Origin of the sequence: Ensifer sp. ENS08, assembly GCF_014852195.1 — a bacterium.
GTDB lineage: Bacteria > Pseudomonadota > Alphaproteobacteria > Rhizobiales > Rhizobiaceae > Ensifer > Ensifer adhaerens.
This window is the reverse complement of sequence record NZ_JACVBF010000017.1, coordinates 1-24,428: the sequence shown is the minus strand read 5'-3', so window position 1 is coordinate 24,428 and position 24,428 is coordinate 1. Positions and strand designations below refer to the sequence as shown.

Here is a 24,428-nt window from a genome sequence, read left to right as displayed (position 1 = left end):
GCGGTCTTCTCCAGGCGTTACGGGTATTGGCCCCAACCACGGCCACGGGCAAAAAGCCGCGTGAGCACGTAGTGGGTGGCGCCTGCGGCAAGGCAGGACGGCACGGAGGCGGTCAGGTATTTGAAGGCCGGCAGGCTTGCCAGCGTCTGCGGATTGAAGACGGCGACATAGACGATGAAGCCGACCGCAAGGGCAAAGAGCCCGATGGGGTTGAAGCCCGCCCAGAACCGATAGGGTCCGTTTTCCTGCGGTCCGTGCAGGCTGCGCATGTCGAGCTTCTGGCCACGCAGGAAGAAGTAGTCGGCGATCCCGATACCGGCGAGCGCGGAATTCAGCGCCGAAGTCCAGACGAGGAAGATGAAGAAGCCGTCATACATCTGCGGGTAGAAGACCACGAGCCCGAACGGGATGAGGCAGAAGAGGAACAGGATAGCGCCCCAGGAAATGGCGCGAACCGATGCGGTTCCGACCTGCCTGAGGCCGACGATCGACGTGTAGAGGATGTTTGCCATCGAGGTCATATTGGCGAAGGCGACGAAAAGCAGCGCGACGATGCCGATCATCGGACCGGCGATCTTCGTCATCCAGATCGTCGGATCGCTTTCGCCGAGTGCGACTGCTGCAAGCAGGCCGACAATTTCGCCGAGTGCTGCCGCCCCGAAGATACCGAGAACATTGGGCCAGAAGGCGGTGCGCTCGTTCTTCGTCAGCCGCGCCAGATTGCCGATATAAGGCCACCAGGAGAAGCCGGCTGCCAGATTGACCTCGATCGCGACGATGAAGTTCAGCGTCTTGTCCTCGAAAGGCGGCGCAAGGGCCGGCAAGGCCAGAAGCTCGCCGATCGAATGATGGCTGAGAATGAGGTAGAGCATCGCCACCATCAAGAGGACCAGCGCCGGCGACACGACCATGTTGAAGAACTTGATCGAGGTCGGCCCCTTGGCGACGATGAACCAGGTGAGCAGGATTGCGCCGATCGCGGCGATGATCATCTTCGCGCCCGTCGGATTGGCGGCCTCACCGGCGCTCAGCGCCATCAGCCCGTCGATCGAGCGACCGAACATCATCGCGAGAACCGCAAGCCACCCCATGGTGAGAATGACGACGGCGAGCACATAGACGACGCGACTGCCGTTGTAACCAAATTGGCTGCGCAGCGCCACGAACTGCTCGACGCCGTAGCGGCCGGTCATGGTGGTGGTGGCGAGCGCCGTCAGCACGACGCCGACGATGTTGCCGATGATAATGGCGGCGATACCCTCCTTCGGCCCGACGAAGAGGCCGACAGAGCCGCCGATCAGAAAGGCCCAGGTGGCAATCGCCAGTGCCGAATTGGCATAGGTGAACTCCCAGAAGCCCCAGAGCCGTTCAGACGGCAAGAGGGGCGCATCGCCGCGCTCGGCGGCAGCACGATTGCGGGCGGCCTCTTCCTGTTCCGTCTTCAAAGTGGAGATATGTTCGAGTGCGACATGATCGGTCATCTCAAGCCCCCCAGAGCCAGAAGCCGACGACCAGCAGGAGCGTCAATACCGTCATGCCGGTGTAGTCGAGCACAGTCATCGTGCCCTCGAAGCGGTCGCCTGCCTCGATATCTTCATAGATGCGGGCGCGCCGCGCCAGTTCGCTCTGCCAGGCGATATCGTTGTTTTCCATCGTCGTTCCCCTTTTCGCGTCGCGCCTTCTGGCGTCTTTCCGCGAAGTCCATTGCGGCTCCATCAGCCGCCGATCTTCGGAAGCGGATAAACCCGCTGCCGGCTACCGAACCGTGACGGGCTCGGAATAGAAGGGCAGTCGGTCAATCCTCGGCGACCAGCTGCCGGTTTCGACAACACGCCGCACATGGGCGGCAATCTCCTCCATCGGCGCGAACCAGACGTCACCGCGCGTGAGAACCTGTTCGAGGAAGCGATGCACCACCTCCCAGCGGGCAAGCCGGCCGGTGGCAAAGGGATGCACGACCGGCACCCAGAGCGCGCCGTGGCGATAGGCCGCCTCGAACTCCTGCGAAAAGGCGGCAAAGCCCTGCTCCGGCGCGCGGATTGGCATCATGTAGTCGAGGTCCATCGACTGGACATATTGCGGCCAATCGTCGAGGCCCCAGTGCGACGGCAGCTCGACGAGGGCGCCGGCGTCGCATTCAAGCAGATAGGGAATGTCGTCACCCATCAACGAAGCGTCGTAGGCAAAGCCCCGCGACACCAGGAGGTCAGCGGACCGGTGGGAAAAATTGTAAAGCGGCGCCCGCCAGCCACGCGGTCGCTTGCCGCTCGCCTTCACGATCACCTCGATGCCGCGGTCGAGCCAGTGCGCCTCTTGCTCGTCCGAAAGTTCGCGGGGGTGCTCGTGCAGGAAGCCGTGATGCGCCAGCTCGTGGCCGCCTTCCAGAATGGCCTCGATCGCCTGCGGATATTGCTCGATGCACCAGGCCGGCACGAAGAAGGTCTGCTTGATGCCCAGTTGCCGATAGCTCTCGACAATGCGCGGGATCGCGACCTTCGGCCCGTATTGCAGCATCGAGATCGCCGATACGCGGCTGTGGCCATCCTTTGGATGGGCGATATGGACGAGGCTGTCGGCATCCATGTCGAAGGTGATGGAGGCGGCGCATTTGGCGCCGTTCGGCCAGGGAATGGGATTGGCGATCATGGCATGATGCTCCCGCCGTTGCTGCCGATCCCCTGGCCGGTGAAGTAGCGCCCGCCAGAGCCGGCGAGAAACCGCGCGAGTTCGGCGATCTCCTCGGGCTTGCCGAAGCGCGCAAGCGGTATCGCCAGTTCCCTGGCACGCCATTCGGCGCTCATGTTCGCCGCCCCAAGCATCTCGGTATCGATCGGACCGGGGCAGATCGCATTGACCAGCACGCGCGGCGCAAATTCCTTTGCCCAGGAACGCACCAGACCGAGCACGCCGTGCTTGGACGCGACATAGGGCGAAAAGGTCTCGCGGCCGTAATAGGCCATGTCGGAGGCAATCATGATCAGCCGCGCGGGCTCCTCAGCCGTTCCCCCCATCAGCCCCAATGCCATCTTGCCGACGAGGAAGCTGCCACGCAGGTTGATGGCGATGACCCGGTCGAAATCCGCAACGGGCGTTTCAAGCAAGGGCGCTTCATGAATGACGCCGGCGCAGTGGACGACGATATCCAGTCCGCCGAACGTCCGTTGCACCACCTCGCCGATGGCGGCGACCGAACCTTCGTCTGAGACATCGCAGGCAAGCGTCAGGGTTTCCGTAGCCCCTGCCTGTACAGCCGAAATCGCCGTCTCGTCCGGTTTGCGAATATCGGCAAGCGCAACCCGAGCTCCTGTCGCTGCGAATGCCAGGGCGCAAGCAGCCCCAATACCGCGATAGGCGCCGGTGACAAGAACGCGCGCACTCATGCCATCACCTCGCCGCGGTCGAGCATCAGCGCCTGGCCCGTCATGTCCCTTGCGCCATCGGAAGCGAGGAAGAGATAGGGTGCAGCGAGGTCTTCCGGTTCCAGGAGGCCCGGCAGGACCTGGGCTCCCAAGATCTCGTCCAGCAGGTCCTGCTCGCTGCGCCCGGTGCGCAGCGACATGTTCTTCAGCGACAGCATCGCCGCCTCGGTGCGCACCCAGCCGGGGCAGACGGCATTGACGCGAATGCCGCGTCCCCCAAGTTCCTTGGCCATCACCCGGGTGAAACCAAGATTGGCGTGCTTGGAGGCGATATAGGCGGAGAACTCCGGCACCGCGACACGGCTCCAGATCGACGCGGTGACGACGATGCGGCCCCCCTCGCGCATGTGAGGCAGCGCATGGCGGGTCACATAAAAGGTGCCGTTGGTGTTGATATCGGTGATGCGTCGGAACGTGTCTTCTACGCTATCGTCTTCGTCGGTCACCGGCGTAATGCGCTCGAGCCCGGCATTGTTGACGAGGACATCGATGCGACCAAGCGGCGAAAGCGTTGCCTTAACGGCAGCACTGTCGGTGATATCGCATTCGAGCGCCGCGATCCTGCGGCCGAAGCGTTCAGACATCTCGCGGGCGGCCTCTTGAATTCCACGGCCGGAGGAAAGAATTGTGACCTCTGCCCCGGCGGCGGCAAAACCTTCCGCGACGGCGCGGCCGATGCCGCGGCTGGCGCCCGTCACCAGCACGTGTTCGCCGGAAAAATCGTAAGCGATACGACCCATGGTCTCAGCCTCTCTTGGCGTGCATGACGCGGCCGATGAGGTTCATCAGCACCTGGGCGGCGAGGATCGAGGTCGAGCCTGAGTGGTCGTAATCCGGCGCAACCTCGACCAGGTCGATGCCGACGATGGTGCCGCGCCTGGCGAGTATCGAGAGGATCTCCAGCACCTCGTAATAGATGAAGCCGCCATGGGACGGCGTGCCGGTGCCCGGCGCAATCGAGGGATCGAAGCCGTCGATATCGATCGTGACGTAGTAGCGGGCTCCGGCCGGCACGCGCGAAGCAACCTTCTCCGTGCCGAGCGCGCGGATCTGGCGCACGGACAGGATATCCGAGCCCATTGACCGCGCATCCTCGTAGCCTTCCTTGGCCGTCGAGGAAACGTTGCGGATGCCGAACTGCGAGAGCCCGGAGACATAGGGCTTCTCGGCGGCCCGGCGCATGGGATTGCCGTGGCCGTAGCGAACCCCGTGCCGCTCGTCGACGAAGTCGAGATGCGCGTCGATCTGGACGATATGGATCGGGCCGTGTTCAGCACAGTCGTCTTCAAACGCGTTGATGCAGGGGATGTTGACCGAGTGGTCACCGCCGAGCACCACCGGAAGCGCGCCGGCGGCCAGGATCTTGCGCACGCCGAATTCGATGTTGGCGTGGCTCTTCATCGTGTCGGTATGGACGATGTCGGCGTCACCGATATCGACGATCGAAACCTTGTCGCTCGGCAGGTAGGTGACGTCGTCCTCGTGATCGTAGGCGCCCCCATGGCCGAAGGAAAACAGCGTCGATGCCTCGCGGATGGCCCGCGGCCCGAAGCGGGTGCCGGCGCGCCATTGCGTACCGCAGTCAAACGGCGCGCCGAGGATCGCCACATCCGCATCGATCGCATCCCAGTCCGGCTGGTAGGGATATTTGCCGAAGGTGCAGATGCCGACGAACGGCAGGTTCAGCCGCCCGGTTTCATAGGAATTACCCGCCATGTCTCTCCTCCTCAGGATGAAGGGAGTGTGTGGAAGGTCGATACGCTTAAAAATATCTATGATTGGATGTTTAGTTGTGACTTAATCAATGAATGATCAACAAGGTTCGCCATCGCATCCTCAATCTGTCGCTCGGCGATGCAGAGTTGAGATTGTTGCGTGTCTTTGCCTCCGTCGTGCAGCATGGGGGGTTTTCCGCCGCGCAATCATCACTCGGGATGACGCAGGCGACCATCTCCACCCATATGCGCCACCTTGAGGAGCGGCTGGGCTTACGCCTCTGCAGCCGCGGGCGAAGCGGTTTCCTTCTGACCGACGAGGGACGCCTCGTTTATGAGGCGACGCTGGATCTTTTCGGCTCGCTGGAAAAGTTCCAGAGCCGTGTCGGCGAAGCGCAAGGGGAACTGACCGGCAGCCTGACCTTCGGCACTGTCGACGCGATGATTACCAACCGGGATCTCGATCTCCAGGGGGCGCTCGCTGCCTTCCACCGACAGGCGCCGCGTGTGCATCTGGAGATCGACGTCGCCGCGCCGCAGGTGCTGCATCAGGGCCTTCTAAATGGTGGTTATCAGATCGTGCTGATGCCGACGGTCGGCAGCGCGACGCCGCATTTGCGCACGCAGCCCGTTTTTTCCGAGGTGCAGAAACTCTATTGCGCGCAGGGTCACCCGCTATTCGACCTGCCCGACGATGCGCTCACCGACGCAGTTCTGGAAGCGCAGTCTTTTGCTGGTCGCACCTACATGCTTACCGAGACGATCTGTGGGGTAAACTTCCACTGGGCGGCGGCCACGCCGCACATGGAGGGCACGCTGCTATTGCTCCTCTCCGGCGCCTATATCGGCTTCTTGCCCGACCACTACGCCGACGAATGGGTACGCAACGGTCGCCTGCGGCTGCTCGCCCCCGAGCGCATGACGTTCGAGGACATGTTCCACATCGCCCATCCCCGCAGCAAGCCCTCGCGTGCCGCCGAGACGCTTGCCCAGGCGATCCTCGCAAGCGCGCGCCCCGGCTAGACTCGATGGCGATTTCGGGGTGATCCTCGACACGCGGATTGGATGTGTCGGACGACTCAATCGTGGTAACGATCTGTTCGGTGAACTGCGGCAACGCCCATAGCGAACCTGAATCAGCCGGCGGCACCTTTCCGCTAGCGCCCTCGGCATGATCATGTACCCGACGCGCAGGGATTGCAGCAGCGTCATGCTGCAGGCGCCGATATAGATGACCTGGCTGGCCTGATCGAGCGCTTTCAGCGGTGGAATCGGACCGCCCCGATAGCGAAACTCGCTGCCCAGATCGTCCTCGATGATCAGCGCCTCGTGGTCGGAATGTCGGACATAATGCAGTCATGCAGGTAATCGGCGAAGGTGTCGCCATTCTGTCGGACAGCGCAACGGTCGCCATGGCGGTGCCAAGAGCAATGGCGGCATCCATCGGTATAACCCCGCACGCAAACTCGACGGCATGCCAGCTTGCTGCATTCGATGAAGGCGAGCGCATTGCCCATAAGCTGACGACGCGCTCTACAGTTCGAGGCTCGGCGTGCCGGCCGGACCGGGCGAGCGAACGTATGACAGAACGCTTTCGCGCGCTATTGCCCGAGCCATGCGGCACAACATGCTTGAGCAGCACTCGAAGCTGACGCTCCGGGGTTTCGATTCCATCTGGCAGGGCAATCACAGACGGCTCACGCCCCATAAGCGGGTAGGACGGGATGCGTTCTCCCGCCCGCCTCAGGCAAATTTCTGATCGATGGCTCGAAAGCCGAAGAGGGTTTTCCTCGTTGTTTGGTATTGGACACGATGTTGTCCACGGCAGGCGCTTCCGTGCCGGGCAAGGTGCGCGATCTCTGATCTGTCAGCCCGTCTTGTGTATCCCCAGCGCGTCCGCCATGGCCTTCACGCGTCTGCCAAGCTTGATGTAGAGCTGCACGGCTCTCATGCGGTCTTCGTACGAATACATGAACTATCTCCTGTTAGTCCAAGAATTCGTCCGCACCTCCAGGGGATCAGTTTTTCATTTCGCCCGACACTGCGACTGCGTGAATGTCTTCATATCGTCTTCCTCGGTTCAGTTCGGTTGGCTAACTCCCCGTTCGAACCTCAAGAGCGGGCGAACGCCAGCAACGGTCCTATGTCGTGGTTATCAGCCGCCCGAAGGGCCGCAACATAACGAGCGCGGGTCTCGCCCGCATCCACCAGATCAGCTCTGCCCCAGGTAAAGGGCGGCCGGCCAAGCCGACGTGCCAGCAGATCACCAGCCAGCCGGGAAAATCTGCCGTTCCCGTTCGGAAAGGGATGAATGGCCACGAGCATATGACTGAACCGCACGGCGATCTCGTCGGGCGGAAAAGTTTCGTGTTCGACCCAGTAGCGTACGTCGTCGACCACCTGCCTGACTGCCACTGAGATGCGATAGGCATCGATACCGATATTGCGAGGCGTGGTTCTGTAGTCCCCAGCCCAGTCCCAAACGTCCCCAAACATGCGGCGATGCAGCTCACAAAGAAAAGCCTGGTCGAGCACGTCCCTTTTTCGCGACGTTGCCCACCGCAGGCCCTCGCCGATATTGACTTGCTCGGCCTCATTCAACTCGTGCCGCAAGGTGATGTAGGAAGGGATGAGCCGCTCCCGCTCCTCAGGGGGTAGAGGGGTGTTTGCCTCGTCGTCGTGCTCGAATAGAGGATCTTCAGCCATGGATCTCAATCCTCATCCCAAAGGCGCCGTGCAGCGTCGGTAAGCAGGGATTCCACGAGCCGCCGACGTTCTGCCTCCAGGTCCGACTTAAGCAGCGCCTGATTCTCCAGCCGCATGGTGTGGTCGAGCCTCGTCATATCCTCGCCCACCTTTTCGGCGGCACGCTCGTAAAGGATATCGTCGAGCGGTTTTATCGGCACGAAAGCGTAGACGAACGTGCAGTTCATTGCCGCAGCGGCCTCACGAAGGGTCTTGATTGTTGTCGCTCCGGAAACCTCGGCCTTCTCGATGGCCGGTATGCGAGACGGAGCCGCTCCCATGCGGTGGGCAAGTTGTCGGGTGGTCATACCAAGAGCTTCCCGGATGGCCTTCATCCAACCGCGAGGCGGCGAGATGATTTTGAGTTCTCGCACGGGCGCGAGACGTCTTTCCAACTGTTTTCGCGCGAGCGCGGCTTGCTTTCTGTTCATATATTTATGTCCATAAAGAAGAAAATTATCACAAATAAATGATCATGGTCAGCTTAATAGAACATATAAAGATAATCAATATTCCCATCCTTGATCATATATCCATGAGCAGTGGCCGCAATTTCAACGTGAACTCTCTGGTCGCAGTGAACGCGTGCCGGCTTTCCAACCCGACATCAACAGCTGCATGGCGCCTTTTACCGCTGATTATTTCTACGCTACGAGCTCCACCGCCCGCTCGCGGACCGCATCTCGACCTTGCAATGGGATTGGAGGGTCTACACGTCATGCGCGTTTTTCTGATAACGGGCCTGTTGCGTTTCCGATGAAGCGACATTTCCGCCTGCTGACGGCAGCAAACTTTTGAGAGCTGCTTGATTGTGCGGAACCGTTTGGTTCAGATGCTCGACCACCAGTTTCGAGCCGCTGGAACCGCCACCTTCTTAGAACGCGTCGCGAACTCTTCGCGCAGGGATGGTCAGTATGGTCCAATATCAAGACTGGTGCGACTACAACGACGGGGCTCTTGGAAAAGACTACCTCCGGGTCATGACTGCGCACGGGGCCGATGTTGCGCCGTCCAAATGACAGCAAAAGCCCTGCCCGCTCACTACGTCGCCGAGGAACGGATCGCCAGACCGCTTGCAAGGATGTGTAAGAGCAGCGCTGGCCAAGATAATCACCGATCTACTGCCGAAGATGCCGCAGATCCGCTCCGGCGACCTTGGTGCGACCGAAGGGATCAATGCCTATAGCGGCTACAAAGCGCCCATGTCGTTTTGCATTTAACCGCAAGACTCCGACAGCAATAGTTTCAACAAGATAGCCTGGCACTAAATTTAAGAGTTGGCAGTCAATTGAGATTGCCCCTTTGGAGACCGGTAACTTCTCGAGGGTCAGGCGGCGCAAAGGGGGGTGGCTGGGGCTTGAATATCGAAGGCACGTTCGGGTCTGGCTGTCGGAATGGTGCCCTGAAGCGATCGCGAAGTCCGCCGTTCAACGCGGTCGTCCGGACCTGCGTGAGCATGTGAGCGCCGTGGAGCGACCATCGCATCTGCTGCTTCTTGACCATCCGCTTTCCAACAAGCGAATTACCGCCGACATGGAATCGCCGAAACAGCGGAACAAGCTTTTGAGACTGCCAATCAAATTGCACGACTGTTCGACGGCGACCGCGAACGCATCGTAAGGGAGTCTGAGCGTACGGGGTCAGTCCTCCAGATCCACGAAGCCATGCGCACCAGCCCTTATCTGACCGCCCCCACGGCGATGAAACGGAGCGGACTAACCATGCCCACCGTCAACGCAGCTCTAGACCAACTCCAGAAACTTGGGATCGTCGAAGAAGCAACAGGTCGACGGCGTGGCCGAGTCTTCGTCTATCGCGCGTACATGGAAATACTGAGCGAGGGAGCAAGCGGCTAAAGCGTTCCTGTCGATACATTATGCGACCTTGGACGCACAGAAGGAACATTCCATAGCAAAGCGTCCGCCTTGCGTCACATGGAGTCATTGAGATCGCGGACAGCGTTTTTTGGTGGTTCAACCCTGTCGCGCTCTCGCGCGAGCGCGCCCTTGAATTCTATAGTTGTGAAAGCGAGATGCGTCCCGCCGATGTTGGTCAGATCGTGAACCATCGTCTCGTCGGCAGCAAAGGCGAAGACCTTGCAGTCGCCGGCGTTGTAGTCGGTAACGACAGCCTTCCCATCTGAATATGTGGAGCGGGACCGTCCTGACGTCAGCGCAATCCAGCAGTAATCCAGCTGATGTCGGTGGAAACCGAGACGTTCACCGGGGGCGAGGCAGATGTGCCAGACACGCACGAAGTCAGTTTCGGACACGAGAACCTGTCCGACCCGCTCGTCCGCATTCGCAATCTCATCGCGAAAAGCCTTCGACATTCCAACGCTGCTCTCAATCATCGGTATCATCCCGGTTTCTCCGTCACGTGGTGGGTATGACCCCACCATCGATATTGATCACGTCGCCACTAATGAACTCGGAGAGGTCCGAGGCCAGGTAAAGAACCGCCATGGCCACGTCCCGGGCGGTGCCAAGCCGCCCCGCGGGCAGTCTTGATTCAGCAAGGAACGCGTCCACCGCGCCGTCGATCGTGGTACCGTAGCGCTCCGCAAGCGCGTGAAGGAACCCGCCCGGACGGTCCCACAGCTCAGTTCGTATGTGGGCGGGCGCAACCACATTCGAGCGAATGCCCTTGGACGTGAACTCACGTGCAAGCGCTTTGGACAGAAGCGCGATTGCCGCTTTGGAGGTGCTGTAGTCTGGCAACAGCGGATGCGGCATGCGCCCGGCCTCCGAACCACAATGGATAAGCACACCCCTCTTCTGCGCGAGCATGGTGGGAATTACAGCTCGCGCCATACGGACATAGCCCATGAGATTGACATTGAGCGTCTGCGCCCAATCCTCGTCCGAAACGTCGAGAAAACCGCCGCGCGTTGGACAGATGCCAGCATTATTGAAGAGCACGTCGATGCGGCCGAAGGCTTTGAGCGCCGTGTCCGCAGCAGCTTCCCCTGCGCCTTTCTCCCCAAGATCGACCTCGTATGTCCGCCAGCGGGCATGTGCGGCTAGGTCTCTCACCGGCGCCATGTCACGGCTGACCCCCAGCACGCGGGCGCCTTCGGCAAGAAGCGCCTTGGCCGTTTCCAGCCCGATGCCGGAGCTTGCGCCGGTGACGATGACGACCTTGTCTTTCAGGTTCAGATTCATGGCTGCAGTCTCCTCCACATACTTCTCGACGGCCGCAACAAGGATGCCACGGCAATCGAGGAGCGCGTCAAGGTTTCTTCAGCATCCTCCCTCGACCGGTTGGTCAAAGAAGCTTCAGCTTCGTCGTGCGGGAGACCACCGACACGGCGATGACGATGATGATGCCCTTGACGATGCTTTGCACGTAAGTGTCCATGCCCACCAGGTTGAGACCGTTGTTCATGATGCCGATCAGCAGCGCCCCGAAGAACGTGCCCATCACGGTCGCCGTGCCGGGGCGAAGCATCGTCATGCCGATGAACACGGCAGCAAGGCCATCCAGAAGATAGGTTTCACCGCCATTCGGCTGACCCGAACCAAGCCGGGCCGAGAGTATGATCCCGGAGATCGCGGCAAAGAGCGAGCTCAGTGCAAGGCCATAGACCCGATAGGAGCGCACCTTGATGCCCGAAAGTTCGGCGGCGCGGGCATTGCCGCCGACGGCATAAAGGTAGCGACCAAAGGTCGTGCGCTCCATGACGAACCACGAACTGCCAACAATGACCAACATGATCAGCGCCGGATAGGGCAGTATGCCTAAGACCTTGCCCTGGCCGACCGCCAGATAGTCGGCGGGAATGCCGCCATAGATCGCTCGCCCGCCGGAAATCATGAAGTTGATGCCCCACAGAATGGAGCCGGCCGCGAGTGTCGCGATCAGCGACGGAACTCCGACGCCGACGACGAGCGCGGAATTGATGAGGCCGACGCCAAGACCCGCGACGAGCGCGCCGACGATCGACAAGGGGATCGGCACGCCCGCCACCATCAAGAGGGGGGCGAGCAGACCGGCGAGTCCAACGACATAGCCGACGGAAAGATCCATCTCCTTGGCGGCAAACCCAAAGGTCAGACCGACCGCGACGATGGTCAACATCGAGATCTGCTGGAGGATGTTGACGAGGTTGGTGCCGGTGAAGAACCGATCCGTGCCGACCGCGAAAGCCAGGAAAAGGATGATCAGAACGGCAAGCGTGCTGTACTTCTGGATGAGTGTGCCAATGCGCATCGGGCGGGACGCTTTCTCCGGAGCAATAGTCGTTGTCATGGTCATTGGGTTACCCCCGCAATTGCATTGATGAAGACGGCCTCGCTGAAATCGCGACGGGCAATCTGGTCGGCGTCCCGGCCATTCCTGAACGCCACGACCCGGTCAGCCACATGGGCGATCTCGAGGAGATCGCTCGATGCAACGATGACAGCCGCGCCACGTTCGGCGAGCGAGACGATGAGCTCGTGGATCTCGCGCTTTGCGCCGACATCCACGCCTTCGGTTGGCTCGAGAAAGACGAAGAGCTTGTACCTGCCCTCGGAAGCGAATTGCCATTTGGCGACGGAGACCTTCTGCTTGTTGCCGCCACTCAGTTCGACGATCTTCGTCTCCGCACTCGATGTCTTGATGTTCAGCCGCTTGATCAGACGCTGTGTCTCGGCACGCTCGCGGCCGGTCTGAACAATTCCGAAAGGCTTGAGGCTCGTTTCCTGGATCCCGGCCATCGACATGTTCTCGCGCACGGTCCAGTCGCCGATCATGGCATTGATCATCCGGTGATCCGGGATAAGTGCTGCACCACAGCGTTTCATGTCGCGCACGCTGGCCCGCCCGACGTCCTTGCTCTTGAACCGGTATCGACCGGCCGTCGCCAGGCGCGGCTCGAACAGCGACTGGGCGAACTCGAAATGCCCCGAACCGGTCAGGCCGATCAGACCGACAATCTCGCCGCTGCGAACCTTAAGGCCGTCCATATGGAAACGCTCGCCTTGCCAGCCCTCGATATCGACGACGATCTCCGCGTCGGCAGCAAGCGTGCGCTCCGTCAGGGCACCATCAGGCAGACGATGTTGGTTGCCGGCCTGCCCACGATTGAGCATTAGGTCGATCAGTTGACGCTCGGTGACCTCGTGCCCGGCATTGGAAAGGTGGCTCACCTTGCGGCCATCCTGCAGCACGGTGATCTCATCGCAAAGATCGATCACTTCCTGCAGGAAGTGACTGATGAGGACGACCGCCATCCCGGCATCGGACAATTGGCGGATCAGCGTCCAGAGGCTCTGCTTTTCCTTAGCCGGCAGCGTCGCCGTGGGCTCGTCGAGGATCAGAACCTTGGGCCGCGAGTGCAGGGCACGAAGGATTTCGATGACCTTCTGATCGGCATAGGGAAGCTCGTCAACCTTGCGGTTGAGCGCGATTGCCGTATCCGGGAACCACTGTTTCGCGAGCTCTTCCGCCTGCCGCTGAACCTCGCGCCGGTTGATGAAGAACCGGCTTTTGACCGGCTCGAAGCCGAGACAGATGTTCTCGGCGCCGGTCAGATGCGGCACCAGGCTGCCTTCCTGCGATACGAGCGAAACGCCGTTTGCCACAGCCGCCGCCGGGTTTTCGAATGCGACCGGTTGGCCCGCCATGCTGAGCGTGCCGGCCGTCGGCTGGACGGCACCGCTCAAAATGCTGACAAGCGTCGTCTTGCCGGCTCCGTTCTCGCCGACAATGCCGTGCACACGGCCCTCGACGATCTCGATGGATACGCCATCGAGTGCGAGCGTGCCCGGCCATTGCTTGGTGATGTTCTCAAGAACAATCGACATGTTGCACCTCCGAAATGGACGGGCGGCAGCACCGCCCGCCCGACGGTTCACTTGCAGTTGTCCTTGGTGAAGAGCGTGGCACCGTAATAGACGATGTCCTTGCCGTTCGTGACTTCCTTTGGATGATCACCGTCCAGCATGACCCGCTTGGCATAGGTCGCAAGGTTCACGCCCCACTCCTCGAACTGCTGCCGCCCGGTCGCAACGAACATCGAGTTCGGCTCGCAGATCGCCTTGATCGCTTCCGGGTGCCCGTCCATGCCAGAGACCGGAACGTTCAGCCCAGCGCCTTGGAGAGCCGTGATTGCCGCTTGCGCCGGCTCGTCCCAAGGTGTCCAGACGGCAGTGATCTCTTCGCCGTAGCGTGTGGCGAAGTCCTGCACGGCGTTCAACGTTTCCTGATAGAAGTTGGCGACGTCAAAGTTGTATTCGCCGATGACCTTGATGTCGGGATATTCCTTCAGGATCGCCCGCAAGGTGTCGGTGCGCTCGCGCACCGGCTTGATCTTGTCGGTGGTGATAATGATGAGGTTGCCCTTGCCCTTCATCTGGCTGATCAGGCTCAGCGACACCTCAGCAGACATCTGCCAATTGTTGGTGGTGATGTCAGCCGTCGAGCCGGGGATCCAGCCGGAGTCGACCGTGTAGACTGGAATGTGGGCTGATTCTGCGCCCTTGAGGGCGTTGCTGGAGGCGCGCAGATCCGCATAGGTCACGTAAATGACGTCGACACCGCGGTTAACCGCATCCTCGATGTTGTTGGCGACCTTCTCGGCAGAACCGGCAGAGTCGAGATAGGTCACCTCCCAATCATCGATGTTGTTTTCGGTCAGGTACTTCTTGAAGCCGTCCTGGGTGCGCTGTTCGGCCTGGAAAGCGGCGTTACCCTGGATCCAGCCGATCTTGACGGGCTTGGCGAGCGCCGGTGACGCGGCCAATAAGGCGATGATCGCGGCGCTGGTAAATTTCAGAACTGTCGACATGATTTCTCCTCCCACTCTGTCGTCAGATTGATAGAAAACCGCCGTCGATATTGAGATCGACACCGGTGCAGTAACTCGCCGCCTCGCTTGCGAGGAACACCGCCGGCCCGCCCACTTCGTGTGGCTGCCCCATGCGTTTCATCGGTGTCATCTCGGCGAACTTGCGGACGTTCTCGGCCACTTCCGGCCGGCTGTTCATGGGCGTGGCCATGAAGCCTGGACTGAGGCAGTTGACGCGCACACCCCGCCCGGCCCATTCGGCGGCAAGGCTCTTCGTCAGGCGGATCACCGCCGCCTTCGTCGCGTCGTAGTGCACCTGCTCAAGACCGGGGATGGCGGTCGAGCCACAGATCGACGCCATGTTGAGAATGGAGCCGCGGCCACGCTCCAGCATGCGGCGGCCCTCGACCTGGCAGGACCAGAAGAGCCCGTTGAGGTTGATGTCCATCATCCGCAGGAACTGCGACTGCGGCATAGTCTCGGCCGCACTGACATTGGCGATGCCGGCGCTATTGGCGGCGATATCGATCTCGCCGAGCTCGCGCTCGGCTCGATCGAATGCGGCCTCGATGGAACTGCGATCGGTGACGTCGCCCTCGAGGGCCAGCACTCTGTTGCCGGTCGCGGAGATGGCTGCCAGCGTCTCGTCCTGGCCGGCTGCACGCGGCAAGTCGAAGCAGGCGACATGGGCACCCGCTTCGGCAAGCGCGATTGCGATTGCCTGCCCGAGTCCACTTGCTGCGCCAGTGACGAACGCACGCTTGCCGCCAAGATCAAATCTGTTCACCTGCACCTCCCGAAACCTGCTGATTTTATTGATAAACCGATTGGTGCTTGCGATTGAGGACGTTGCCCTGAATTCACTCTTCAGCCCCGCTGAAGAAGGCTCAGAGAATGGCCCTGATGGTGCCGCCCTCCGCACGCATCGCCATGCCGTTGAGGTGCGAGCTTGCCGCCAGATGCACGACGCTGCGCGCCACCTCGTCTGGCTCGATCATTCGCCTGATGAGCGAGGTCGGCTCGGTTTCGTCGAAGTAGTCGGAGACGACCGTGTCGCGGGTCGTACCCTTCTCGTCGGCGATTTCCTGGTGGTATCGGCGCACCGCTTCGGTGTTCGTCGGACCCGGCAGGATGGTGTTGACCCTGACCCGGGTGCCTTTCGTCAGTTCGGCAAGCGCGCGCGACAGACCGAGCAGGCAGGTCTTCATGGCGCCGTAATGCGCCATCCATGGCTGCGGCTTGACGGCGCTTTCGCTGCTGATGAAGACAACGCTGCCTTCGCCTCGCGCCAGCATGTCCTTCAGCACCAGCCGCGACATGCGCACACCGGTCATGACGTTCACGTCGAAATAGCGAAACCAGTGTTCATCCGTCGTCTCGAAGAAATCGCGCACTTCGAAGATACCGATGTTGTTGATAAGGATATCGACGGGGCGGTGGGACGAAGCGAATGCATGGAGCCGCTCGGCTTCACCCGCAGCGGTCAGATCGCCTGCGATCCCCCGGCATCGTTGACCGAGAGCGGAAACCGCCTCCTCGACCTCCGCGGCACTGATGCCGCTTACCGTGACATCCGCTCCCTCGGCGAGAAAGACGGAGGCGATGGCGCGCCCGATGCCCGTGGCACCACCCGTTATCAACACGTGCTTGCCGGTAAGACCATAATCCATTCTAAAAAACTCCATGCGTCGTCGTTCGGTGGTCAGCAAAGGCGCACCGTTGGAAACAAGGGCGATGAGAAAGCGATCAGGCGGCGCCGCGCAGCCTTGGGTACTCGGTCCTGCAGAGCTCCGCGCTTCGGCTCAGGCGCTTCACGCGCTGCAGGAGAAAATCGATGAACTCGGCCGTCCGCAAAGGCAGGCGGTGTCTCGGTTCAGACAGAAGATGAATGATCTCCGGGTCGCAGTCGAAGTCCCTGAGGACCGCAACCAGCGTTCCCTCTTCCAGTTCGCGCGCAACATCCCAGGACGACACGCGAATGAGGCCTTGTCCGGCCTTGGCAAGGTCGATCAGCGCCTGCCTGTCGGAAACAATGCGGTTGCCGCTGACGCGAACGAGCGTCGGTTCGCCATCGACGGCGAAACCCCATTTGTCGGCAGCCATCTTGCCGTCGAGATAGACGAGACAGTTATGGGCAGCGAGATCGGACGGGACATCCGGTGCCCCCACCCGCGCCAGATAGTCGGGAGCCGCACAAATGACCATCGGGTTTTCGCCAAGCTTGCGCGTGGTGAGCGCGCTGTCAGGCACGGCGCCAAAGCGAATGACGATGTCGCAATCGTCGTCGACCAGATTGACGTCCTCGTCACCAAGGATGAGGCGGAAACCGATCTCCGGGTGAGCGGCGCCGAACTCGCTGGTCAAGGGGATCAGGTACTTCCGCCCGAATTCAGTGGGTGCTGCGATCGTCACCGTTCCGTTCGGGTTCTTCTTGCGCGCGCGCATCGTCTTGTCGAGCCGCTCGAAATCCTCAAGGATCGTCTGCGAGGTTTCGAAGAGATAGCGCCCTTCCTCCGTCAGGCAAAGCGAGCGTGTGGTCCGCTTCAACAACGCGACCCCGAAGTGACATTCGAGCGCCTTCAGCCGTCCGCTCATCGTTGCCGGCGACAGGCCGAGCTTCGAGGCTGCTAGAGAAAAGCTGTTCGATTTGACGATTTCCGAGAAAACGCGGAGGTCTTGGATGCTGTTCATCGGCTGACCTCCAACTCGGGCAGGAACTGTCCGAGATCGCTCATGCTCGCGGCAAGGCCGGTGACAAACACTTCGACACGCGCGCGGATAATCGGATCGAGATCATCCGGGATATTGTTGCGGTAAACGTATTTCCGCACGCCCAAGTAGAAGAAACTGGAGTGAAAACCCCAGACGATTTCAAGCACCAGTTCGTCCGCCTTCGGACCTGTCGGAACCTCGACACCCGCTTCAGCCGCGATTTCGGCGAAGATCAGCGGAAAGGTCGTCTCATGCAGCAAACCGAGATATTTCTGGGTGATCTGCGGGTCTTCCAGCGCCGACGCGATGAAGATCCGGATCCAGCGCTCATCGAGGATCGCAGCCGTGTAGGCCCTAAGGTAACGGACGAGGCGTTCGCGGATCGACAGCGAACGATCGGCGAGCAGATCGTTCCAGCCCGCATCCCAGCGCTTCAGGTAGACTTCGTCATAGATCTTCTGGAGCAGGTCGTCGCGGTTCTTGAAGTACCTGTAGAGCAGCGGCTGAGAAACGCCGAGCGCATCGGCCAGTTCGCGCGTTGTGAACCGCAGTCCTCGCTGGGCGACGAAATCGATCGCAAATTCGAGGATCTGCTGCTCGCGATCGGCCGCGTCGAGGTATTTTCGTGCTGCTTTTGCCATAGCCTATCGTTCTGACACCTTAGCGACATCAGCCCTCATGCTTTGAAAATCAGACTTGGCTCCGACCCTAACGGCGGTCGGGAACCTCCCATGCTCTCTCCCTGAGCTAACACAAGAGGTAACACCATCGCCAAAACTGATCAAGTGATAATTTATCAACTGATCAGTTCTCGTCAGATCGCGCGCGCCAGGAAATCCAAGAACCTGCGAATTCTCTGCGGCACATGCGTCTGGGCCGAATAGATCGCCGATATGGGTTCAGTCTCCCCTGCATCCCAAGGACCGAGCAGCTGAACGAGGCGTCCTTCGGCAAGATCGCGACTGATATGAAATGCAGAAAGCCGGGCGATACCGGCCCCCTGCAGCGCGAAGTGGCGCATGGATTCGCCGTTGTTGACGACCAGCCTGCCGGCCACGTCGACATGAACCGACGCACCGTCTACCGGGTCCTTGAACTGCCAGGTGTTGAGATGCGGACGGCCGCCAAAGGTAAGACACGCGTGCTTGCGCAGGTCCTCCGGTCTGGCCGGCTCGCCGTGCCGGGCGAGATAATCCGGCGCGGCGACGACGTGCCTTGGTGAACTCAGCAACCGACGGGAACGTAACGAAGAATCGCGCAGAACGCCCGTTCGGATCGCGATATCGGTCTTCTCCGCAATCAGGTCGACCGGTTCGTCGCTGAATTCGAGATCGATCCGCATGCCCAGGTTTTCGTCGAGAAACCGCACGACGAGAGGTGACAACACGTGCGTGCCGAACGGCAGGTTGGTGCTGACTTTCAAAAGCCCACCGACGGCCTCTGCCTTGCGTGCGATCTTTGCTTCGGCCTCGGCAATTTCCTGAACGATGGCCCGGGACGTCTTGTAGAAATCGTTTCCTTCGGTGGTCAGTCGGAAACTGCGGGTCGAGCGCACCACGAGCTGTACGCCGAGGCGTTTTTCAAGACGCGTGACCAGCTTGCTGATGGCCGAAGGCGACATCGAGAAGACCCGGGCCGCCGCCGAAAAGCTGCCGGCTTCGACGATCGTCACGAAGACTTCCATCTCGAGTGCCCGGTTTTGCATTCCAATCGCCTTCGTGAACTTAATTCACTTCAGTTATTCCTCAAGCCGGCCTACCTGACCAGAGGGTAAACCGTCATCCTCTCCACCACATGTCACAAAGGGAGGAATCCATGTATCAAAAACGCGCATTGATCGTCGGTGCGACGGGTATCGTCGGGCTGAACGTCGCCGAGCATCTGAGAGATCTCGGCGGCTGGGAAATCCATGGCGCTTCACGGCGGCCACCGCTCGGGTCGTCCTACATCAAGCCGCACGCGGTTGACCTTTTGAAGCGGGACGAGGCGATCGCGGCCCTCTCCCACCTGGCCCCTACACACATCTTCTATTGCTCCTGGACGCTCGGATCGAACGAGGACGAGAACATTCGCCTCAACGGCAATATGCTGAAGAATGTGCTCGATGCCTTCAAGGACAAGGGCAGCGTCCAGCATGTCGGCATTGTCACCGGCACAAAGCACTATCTCGGACCCTTCGAGGACTACGGCAAGGTCCAGCCAGTCACGCCCTTCCGTGAAACAGCGCCGCGCCTGCCGAAGAAGAATTTTTATTACGAGCTCGAAGACATCGTCATGGCCTATGCCGCCGAGTACGATTTCGGCTGGTCGGTGCACCGCTCTCATACGATCATCGGCTACGCGGTCGGCAACCTGATGAACATCGGCGCGACGCTGGCTACACACGCCTCGATCTGCAAAGCCACGGGCCGTCCCTTCCGCTTCCCCGGAAGCCCGACGGCCTATCGTGGCCTCAACGATATCACCGACGCGCGCATCCTCGCCAAGCAGATCGTCTGGGCCGGCACGGAACCGAACGCCCGTAATGAAGCCTTCAACGCGGTCAACGGCGATGTCTTCCGCTGGGAGCAGCTCTGGAAGACGATCGCCGACTATTTCGACATTCCCGTGGCGGAGTATCCCGGCCAGTACAATTCGCTTGCCGAGCAGATGAAGGACCTCGGCAATGACTGGGACCGGCTCGTCACCCAGCATGCCCTGCAGCCGAACAAGCTCGATCGCCTCGCCTCTGCCTGGCACACCGATCTCGACCTCGGGCGACCGATGGAATGCGTGCATTCCATGGCCAAGGCGAGAGCGCTCGGCTTCGCGGAAACGCAGGACACGGAACGCTCCTTCATCGACGTGTTCGACCGCCTGCGCGCCGAACGCATCATTCCCTAATCGACCAAACCAATTCGAACGAAACCGCGGCGCGCCAATGGCGCGCCGTTTTCTTTTCTGGTTCGCGAAAATTCGGAACGCGTCCCGTGACGCAAAGAAGCCGCGCTCCGTGCGGGGGCGCGGCTTCTGACGTTTCTCAGTCTCTCCGCCTTTTCAGGCGATGAGCGGTCTTGAACCCAGTCTACGGGCAAGTCGATCGAGCGTCTTGATGCTTGCATTGACCTGTTCGCAGCGGACCTCCGCAACGCCGTCCACTTCCATGAGATAGGTGCGGATCGGCCCGACATAGGTCATCGCCATGTTGGGGCAGGCCTTGCAGGCGCCAACGAGCTTGATGCTCACGACGCCGTCCGAGCTGATATCGGCGATCTCGATATCGCCGCCATGGCCAAGGATCAGGGGGCGGATGCGCGCAAAAGCAGCTTCGAGCGCATCCGTCGATATGGCAGAGCGGGCCGTCATCAGACCAGCCCCAGTTCGATCTTCTTGGCCTCGATGTCGATGCCCATGCCGCGGGCAAAGGCCTTGCCGAGGATATTTTCCTTCATCTCCCGGGTGATCTCCGGATAGCCGTAGCGCTCCTGCAGCTCCTCCGGCATTTCGAGATTGGCGAGCGTATCGATGTAGGTCTGGACATGCGGCCAGATGAAGGCCTCGGAGCCGTAGCAGATGCGGTCGGAGCCGACATAGAGCAAGGCTTCGCCGAGGCGTGCCAGCATCTTCCAGGGCTGGAGGTAGTACTGGTTAAACCAGAGCGGCAGGATCAGGTAGATGTTGTCAAAACGGCTGGCGATCGAGATCGTCTCGTCGACATAGGGATCACCGAGGTGATGTATCCCGAAGTTCAGCTCGGGGAAGTCCGCGGCGGCATACTGGATGTCGTTGGGTTTGAAGGCCTCGACCGGGCCGAGTTCCAGCGGAAAACCCTTGTGGAACTGCACCATCTTGATGCCAAGCTCGATCGCCTTCTCCCAGAGCGGATAGGCGATGTCGCGATCGTCGGCGCGCCATGAACAGCCACGGCGCTGGTACTGATAGAACTTCATGCTAACGGCGCCGAGTTCCTTGACCTGGCGCTCCATCTCTTCGAGCGCAAAATCAAGCCCGTGATAGGCCGGGTCAACACCACCGGTGAGTACCACGCGTTTCGGGTTCGACTTGGCGAAGGCATCGCTGAGTTCGACCGGACCAAGCCCGGCCCGCCAGTGCGAGAACAGCGGCACGGAGCAGGCGCTTGCCATATCGGTGTCGGAGTTCTCGAAGAGCATCTTGTTGCCCCATTCAAGATCGGGGTTGGAGAAGGTTTCCGTTTCCGGCGGCGGCCCTCGGCGACCCGTCAAATTGATGAAGCCGGCGATCTGCGAGCGCAGCAGTTTCACACGTCTGCCGTCGCTTCCCGGCTTGATCTGGTTGTCGCCGAAGTCCTGGGTATGGACCGCCGCGTCGAAAACAAACATCCCGTCTTTCATTGTTTACCTCCTTGAGAAAACCGCCGCCTTCACTTGCGTCCCTCACTAGGTAACATGAGCCAACCCGTTCATTTCTTTGGAATAGTTGAAGATTGTTTTCAGCTATTCGTGCGGGCGGCCGCGCGTTTCTAAAGCTAAAACAGACCTCGTGATCAAGCATTCCGTGGGGCGACCCACCTTGAGGACGAGGACAGCACGTGACCCAACCAGGCAGGATCGAAATAACCGGGGGCCGAAACAGCCTCAGACCGACTGACGAGGAAATCGCGTTCCTCAAGGACCGCGCCAAATTCTGTCGCCTCGAGACAATCAGGCTGATCGAGATCGCGAAAGTCGGCCATTACACCTCGGTCTTTTCCGCAGCCGAGCTGTTCTCGGCGCTCTATTACGACGCGATGGACCTCAGACGTGGCGAACCGAAATGGGAGGATCGCGACCGTTTCATGATGGGCAAGGGGCACGCGGCCGTCGGGCTCTTTCCCCTTCTCGCCGACCTCGACTTCATCGATCGTGACGTGCTCGACGGCTATACCCGCCTCGGCAATCCGCTGGGCGATCATCCTGATATGACGAAGGTGCCCGGCATTGATTTCAGCTCGGGCTCGATCGGCCACGCCCTTTCGGCTGGTTGCGGCATGGCGCTTGCCGGCCGGATGCTGGGCAAGGACTTCTACACCTACGTGATGATCGGCGATGGGGAGTTACAGGAAGGTCAGGTCTGGGAGGCTGCCCTCTTCGGCGCGCACAACGGGCTTGGAAAACTGATCGGCATCATCGATCGCAACGGTTACCAGCTTGACGGATCGGTCGACGACATCATCGGCGTCGAGCCGATTGTCGAGAAATGGCAGGCCTTCGGCTGGGAGACCCATGTCGTTGACGGCCACGATGTGGCGGCAGTCGCAACCTTGCTTCGCACGCTCAAGGCCGATCGCGAGCGGACACGCCCCGTGATGATTATTGCGGAGACGGTCAAGGGCAAGGGCGTCTCCTACATGGAAACCGAACCAGGCTGGCACCTCGGCTATCTCGACCCTTCGGATGCTGCGCGCGCAATTGCCGAAATCGAAGCGATGGAGATCTGAGATGAACAAGCCGCTTTCCGACAAGTCCTGGCAATACCGCCAGCTCAATGCCGTGACACCCGGCCTCGATGCACTCTCGGACGCTCTTATCGAACTCGTCGCTGCGGGCGAGCCGATCGTCGCGGGCACCGCCGACCTGCAATATTCGAACGGCCTTGCGAAGTTCCACGCGCTCCATCCCGATCGCTTCGTTCAGTTCGGGATCTCGGAGCAGAACATGGTGTCGGCCGCAGCAGGCATGGCCGCTGTCGGCATGAAACCTTATGTCGCAACCTTCGCATCTTTCCTCGCACTGCTCTGCTGCGAGCAGATCCGCATGGACGTCGCCTATTCCAAACTGCCGGTTCGGCTGATCGGCCACCACGCCGGCATTTCGCTCGGCTTTTACGGCACCTCGCATCATGCGACTGAAGACCTCGCCATCATGCGCTCGATCGCCAACCTCACGGTCATCGCGCCGGCCGATGGCAATCAGCTGAAGGAAGTGATCAAGGCTGCGAACGACTATCCTCATCCGATCTATATCCGTATCCAGCGAGGACGCGATCCCGAGGTCTATGCGCAGCGCCAGCCGTTCACCATCGGCAAGGCGATTTCGCACTATTCGGGAACGGACCTCATGATCATTGCCACAGGCTCCACGGTCCACCCCGCCCTCGAAGCGACCCGCGCGCTGCGGGCCGCAGGCGCAAGCGTCGGCTTCCTCGACATGGCGACGGTGAAACCGATCGACCGTGACGCCATCCTAGAAGCCGCCGGTCAAAGCCCGCGAATCCTAACGGTGGAAGAGCACAATGTGCTCGGAGGACTGGGCGGTGCGGTCGCCGAGGTGCTGGCAAGCGAGGGCCTGCCGGTCAAATTGACCCGGCATGGTATCTACGACGAGTACAGCCTGATTGCGCCGCCGACCCATCTCTATGCGCACTACGAGCTCGACGCGAAAGGCATTGAGGCGCGCGCCACGAGGCTGCTCGAAGGCCGCGCGTAAAAAGCCGCAGCGCGCGTGACGTTTGGCTCTAAAGACCACTCTACTTGAAAGACCGCGGGGCTCGAGCTCCGCGGTCGTTTCCTTGTCTCGTTTCAGGCAACGCCGCCGATGCAGACATATTTGATCTCGGTGAACTCCTCGATGCCGTAGCGCGAGCCCTCGCGGCCAAGTCCGGAAAGCTTGACGCCGCCGAACGGCACTTCGGCCGTTGAGATCAGCCCGGTGTTGACGCCGACCATGCCGTATTCCAGCGCTTCGGCGACCCGGAACACCCGCGCCAGGTCCTTGGCGTAGAAGTAGGACGCGAGACCGAACTCGGTGTCGTTGGCCTGCTCGACCACATCCGCCTCGTCGGTGAAGCGGAAGAGCGGGGCGACCGGCCCGAAGGTTTCCTCGCGTGCAACCGCCATCGCCTGGGTGACGTCGGCCAGAACCGTCGCCTCATAGAAGGTGCCACCGAGCGTGTGGCGCTTGCCACCCTGGATCACCCGCGCACCCTTGGAGGTGGCGTCAGCGATATGCTCCTCGACCTTTTCCAGCGCCGCCTTGTCGATCAGCGGGCCAAGGATCACGCCTTCGTCGAGACCGTTGCCGATCTTCAGCTTGGCGACCGCCTTGGCGAGCTTGTCGGAGAAGGCAT

25 protein-coding genes and 2 pseudogenes are annotated in these 24,428 nt (G+C 60.7%); 5 read left to right on the top strand and 22 right to left on the bottom strand.

Going from position 1 to position 24,428, the window contains the following annotated elements:
• Nucleotides 1–17: 17 nt before the first annotated feature.
• From IB272_RS27315 to speB, 6 genes are all read right to left on the bottom strand, one after another.
• Nucleotides 18–1,481 carry a cytosine permease gene (locus tag IB272_RS27315; RefSeq protein ID WP_192445456.1) on the bottom strand — a complete coding sequence of 488 codons (1,464 nt, stop codon included), beginning with the start codon at nt 1,479–1,481 and terminating at the stop codon, nt 18–20.
• 1 nt (nt 1,482) lies between these two features.
• Complete coding sequence (locus IB272_RS27310) at nt 1,483–1,653, bottom strand: hypothetical protein (RefSeq protein WP_090297727.1); 171 nt, start codon at nt 1,651–1,653, stop codon at nt 1,483–1,485.
• Nucleotides 1,654–1,755: 102 nt separating this feature from the next.
• Nucleotides 1,756–2,646: a polysaccharide deacetylase gene (locus IB272_RS27305; protein WP_127890255.1), complete on the bottom strand. Its 891-nt coding sequence runs from the start codon at nt 2,644–2,646 to the stop codon at nt 1,756–1,758.
• Nucleotides 2,643–3,380: an SDR family oxidoreductase gene (locus IB272_RS27300; protein ID WP_112772678.1), complete on the bottom strand. Its 738-nt coding sequence runs from the start codon at nt 3,378–3,380 to the stop codon at nt 2,643–2,645. The genes IB272_RS27305 and IB272_RS27300 overlap by 4 nt, the downstream gene beginning before the upstream one ends.
• Nucleotides 3,377–4,159: an SDR family oxidoreductase gene (locus IB272_RS27295; RefSeq protein WP_192445455.1), complete on the bottom strand. Its 783-nt coding sequence runs from the start codon at nt 4,157–4,159 to the stop codon at nt 3,377–3,379. The genes IB272_RS27300 and IB272_RS27295 overlap by 4 nt, the downstream gene beginning before the upstream one ends.
• Nucleotides 4,160–4,163: 4 nt before the next feature.
• Nucleotides 4,164–5,135, bottom strand: a complete 972-nt coding sequence (speB, locus tag IB272_RS27290) for an agmatinase (protein ID WP_060582008.1) — start codon at nt 5,133–5,135, stop codon at nt 4,164–4,166.
• Between the two features lie 92 nt (nt 5,136–5,227).
• Between speB and IB272_RS27285 the strand changes: the two genes are divergently transcribed.
• Nucleotides 5,228–6,157 (top strand): LysR family transcriptional regulator, encoded by a 930-nt coding sequence (locus IB272_RS27285; RefSeq protein ID WP_051659442.1) that lies wholly within the window; start codon nt 5,228–5,230, stop codon nt 6,155–6,157.
• 1,089 nt (nt 6,158–7,246) lie between these two features.
• Here the strand turns inward: IB272_RS27285 and IB272_RS27280 are convergent.
• From IB272_RS27280 to IB272_RS35040, 3 genes and pseudogenes are all read right to left on the bottom strand, one after another.
• Nucleotides 7,247–7,840: a mobile mystery protein B gene (locus tag IB272_RS27280; protein ID WP_034798541.1), complete on the bottom strand. Its 594-nt coding sequence runs from the start codon at nt 7,838–7,840 to the stop codon at nt 7,247–7,249.
• Nucleotides 7,841–7,845: 5 nt separating this feature from the next.
• A complete protein-coding gene (locus IB272_RS27275; protein ID WP_034798540.1) occupies nt 7,846–8,310 on the bottom strand; it encodes a mobile mystery protein A in 465 nt (154 codons plus the stop codon).
• Between the two features lie 853 nt (nt 8,311–9,163).
• Nucleotides 9,164–9,403 (bottom strand): annotated as a pseudogene (locus tag IB272_RS35040) (hypothetical protein); the annotation flags it as partial.
• Nucleotides 9,404–9,414: 11 nt separating this feature from the next.
• On the opposite strand from IB272_RS35040, the pseudogene IB272_RS35645 reads away from it, so the two are divergent.
• A pseudogene (locus IB272_RS35645) lies at nt 9,415–9,735 on the top strand (Fic family protein); the annotation flags it as partial.
• Between the two features lie 74 nt (nt 9,736–9,809).
• Here IB272_RS35645 and IB272_RS27270 read toward each other — a convergent pair.
• The 10 genes from IB272_RS27270 to IB272_RS27225 all read right to left on the bottom strand — a co-directional run bounded on the left by IB272_RS27270 (nt 9,810) and on the right by IB272_RS27225 (nt 19,068).
• On the bottom strand, nt 9,810–10,232 hold the full coding sequence (locus IB272_RS27270; RefSeq protein ID WP_177235763.1) for a hypothetical protein: 423 nt from the start codon (nt 10,230–10,232) through the stop codon (nt 9,810–9,812).
• Between the two features lie 22 nt (nt 10,233–10,254).
• A complete protein-coding gene (locus IB272_RS27265; RefSeq protein ID WP_034798539.1) occupies nt 10,255–11,043 on the bottom strand; it encodes an SDR family oxidoreductase in 789 nt (262 codons plus the stop codon).
• Between the two features lie 103 nt (nt 11,044–11,146).
• Nucleotides 11,147–12,091, bottom strand: a complete 945-nt coding sequence (locus IB272_RS27260) for an ABC transporter permease (RefSeq protein ID WP_234798869.1) — start codon at nt 12,089–12,091, stop codon at nt 11,147–11,149.
• Nucleotides 12,092–12,132: 41 nt separating this feature from the next.
• Nucleotides 12,133–13,668 carry a sugar ABC transporter ATP-binding protein gene (locus IB272_RS27255; protein ID WP_127890257.1) on the bottom strand — a complete coding sequence of 512 codons (1,536 nt, stop codon included), beginning with the start codon at nt 13,666–13,668 and terminating at the stop codon, nt 12,133–12,135.
• 47 nt (nt 13,669–13,715) lie between these two features.
• Nucleotides 13,716–14,651: a sugar ABC transporter substrate-binding protein gene (locus IB272_RS27250; protein WP_034798535.1), complete on the bottom strand. Its 936-nt coding sequence runs from the start codon at nt 14,649–14,651 to the stop codon at nt 13,716–13,718.
• 22 nt (nt 14,652–14,673) lie between these two features.
• Nucleotides 14,674–15,438 (bottom strand): SDR family oxidoreductase, encoded by a 765-nt coding sequence (locus IB272_RS27245; protein WP_051659440.1) that lies wholly within the window; start codon nt 15,436–15,438, stop codon nt 14,674–14,676.
• A 100-nt stretch (nt 15,439–15,538) separates the two neighbouring features.
• The gene (locus IB272_RS27240; RefSeq protein WP_034798533.1) at nt 15,539–16,321 is read right to left on the bottom strand and encodes an SDR family oxidoreductase; all 783 of its coding nucleotides are present in this window, start codon (nt 16,319–16,321) and stop codon (nt 15,539–15,541) included.
• 76 nt (nt 16,322–16,397) lie between these two features.
• The gene (locus IB272_RS27235) at nt 16,398–17,342 is read right to left on the bottom strand and encodes a LysR family transcriptional regulator (RefSeq protein ID WP_060529983.1); all 945 of its coding nucleotides are present in this window, start codon (nt 17,340–17,342) and stop codon (nt 16,398–16,400) included.
• Nucleotides 17,339–18,004, bottom strand: a complete 666-nt coding sequence (locus IB272_RS27230; RefSeq protein ID WP_192445454.1) for a TetR/AcrR family transcriptional regulator — start codon at nt 18,002–18,004, stop codon at nt 17,339–17,341. Before IB272_RS27230 ends, IB272_RS27235 begins: the two co-directional genes overlap by 4 nt.
• A gap of 173 nt (nt 18,005–18,177) precedes the next feature.
• Nucleotides 18,178–19,068 carry a LysR family transcriptional regulator gene (locus IB272_RS27225; RefSeq protein WP_192445453.1) on the bottom strand — a complete coding sequence of 297 codons (891 nt, stop codon included), beginning with the start codon at nt 19,066–19,068 and terminating at the stop codon, nt 18,178–18,180.
• A 110-nt stretch (nt 19,069–19,178) separates the two neighbouring features.
• On the opposite strand from IB272_RS27225, the gene IB272_RS27220 reads away from it, so the two are divergent.
• Nucleotides 19,179–20,246, top strand: a complete 1,068-nt coding sequence (locus IB272_RS27220) for an SDR family oxidoreductase (protein ID WP_192445452.1) — start codon at nt 19,179–19,181, stop codon at nt 20,244–20,246.
• Between the two features lie 153 nt (nt 20,247–20,399).
• Here the strand turns inward: IB272_RS27220 and IB272_RS27215 are convergent, their stop codons facing one another.
• Nucleotides 20,400–20,708 (bottom strand): NifU family protein, encoded by a 309-nt coding sequence (locus IB272_RS27215; RefSeq protein ID WP_034798527.1) that lies wholly within the window; start codon nt 20,706–20,708, stop codon nt 20,400–20,402.
• On the bottom strand, nt 20,708–21,715 hold the full coding sequence (locus IB272_RS27210; RefSeq protein ID WP_060582015.1) for an amidohydrolase family protein: 1,008 nt from the start codon (nt 21,713–21,715) through the stop codon (nt 20,708–20,710). Before IB272_RS27210 ends, IB272_RS27215 begins: the two co-directional genes overlap by 1 nt.
• 197 nt (nt 21,716–21,912) lie before the next feature.
• Here IB272_RS27210 and IB272_RS27205 point away from each other — a divergent pair, with 197 nt between their 5' ends.
• On the top strand, nt 21,913–22,800 hold the full coding sequence (locus tag IB272_RS27205) for a transketolase (protein WP_090297713.1): 888 nt from the start codon (nt 21,913–21,915) through the stop codon (nt 22,798–22,800).
• Between the two features lies 1 nt (nt 22,801).
• The gene (locus IB272_RS27200; RefSeq protein ID WP_060582016.1) at nt 22,802–23,788 is read left to right on the top strand and encodes a transketolase C-terminal domain-containing protein; all 987 of its coding nucleotides are present in this window, start codon (nt 22,802–22,804) and stop codon (nt 23,786–23,788) included.
• Nucleotides 23,789–23,880: 92 nt separating this feature from the next.
• Here the strand turns inward: IB272_RS27200 and IB272_RS27195 are convergent.
• A partial coding sequence (locus tag IB272_RS27195; RefSeq protein WP_192445451.1) for an aldehyde dehydrogenase family protein occupies nt 23,881–24,428 on the bottom strand: 548 nt, incomplete at its 5' end.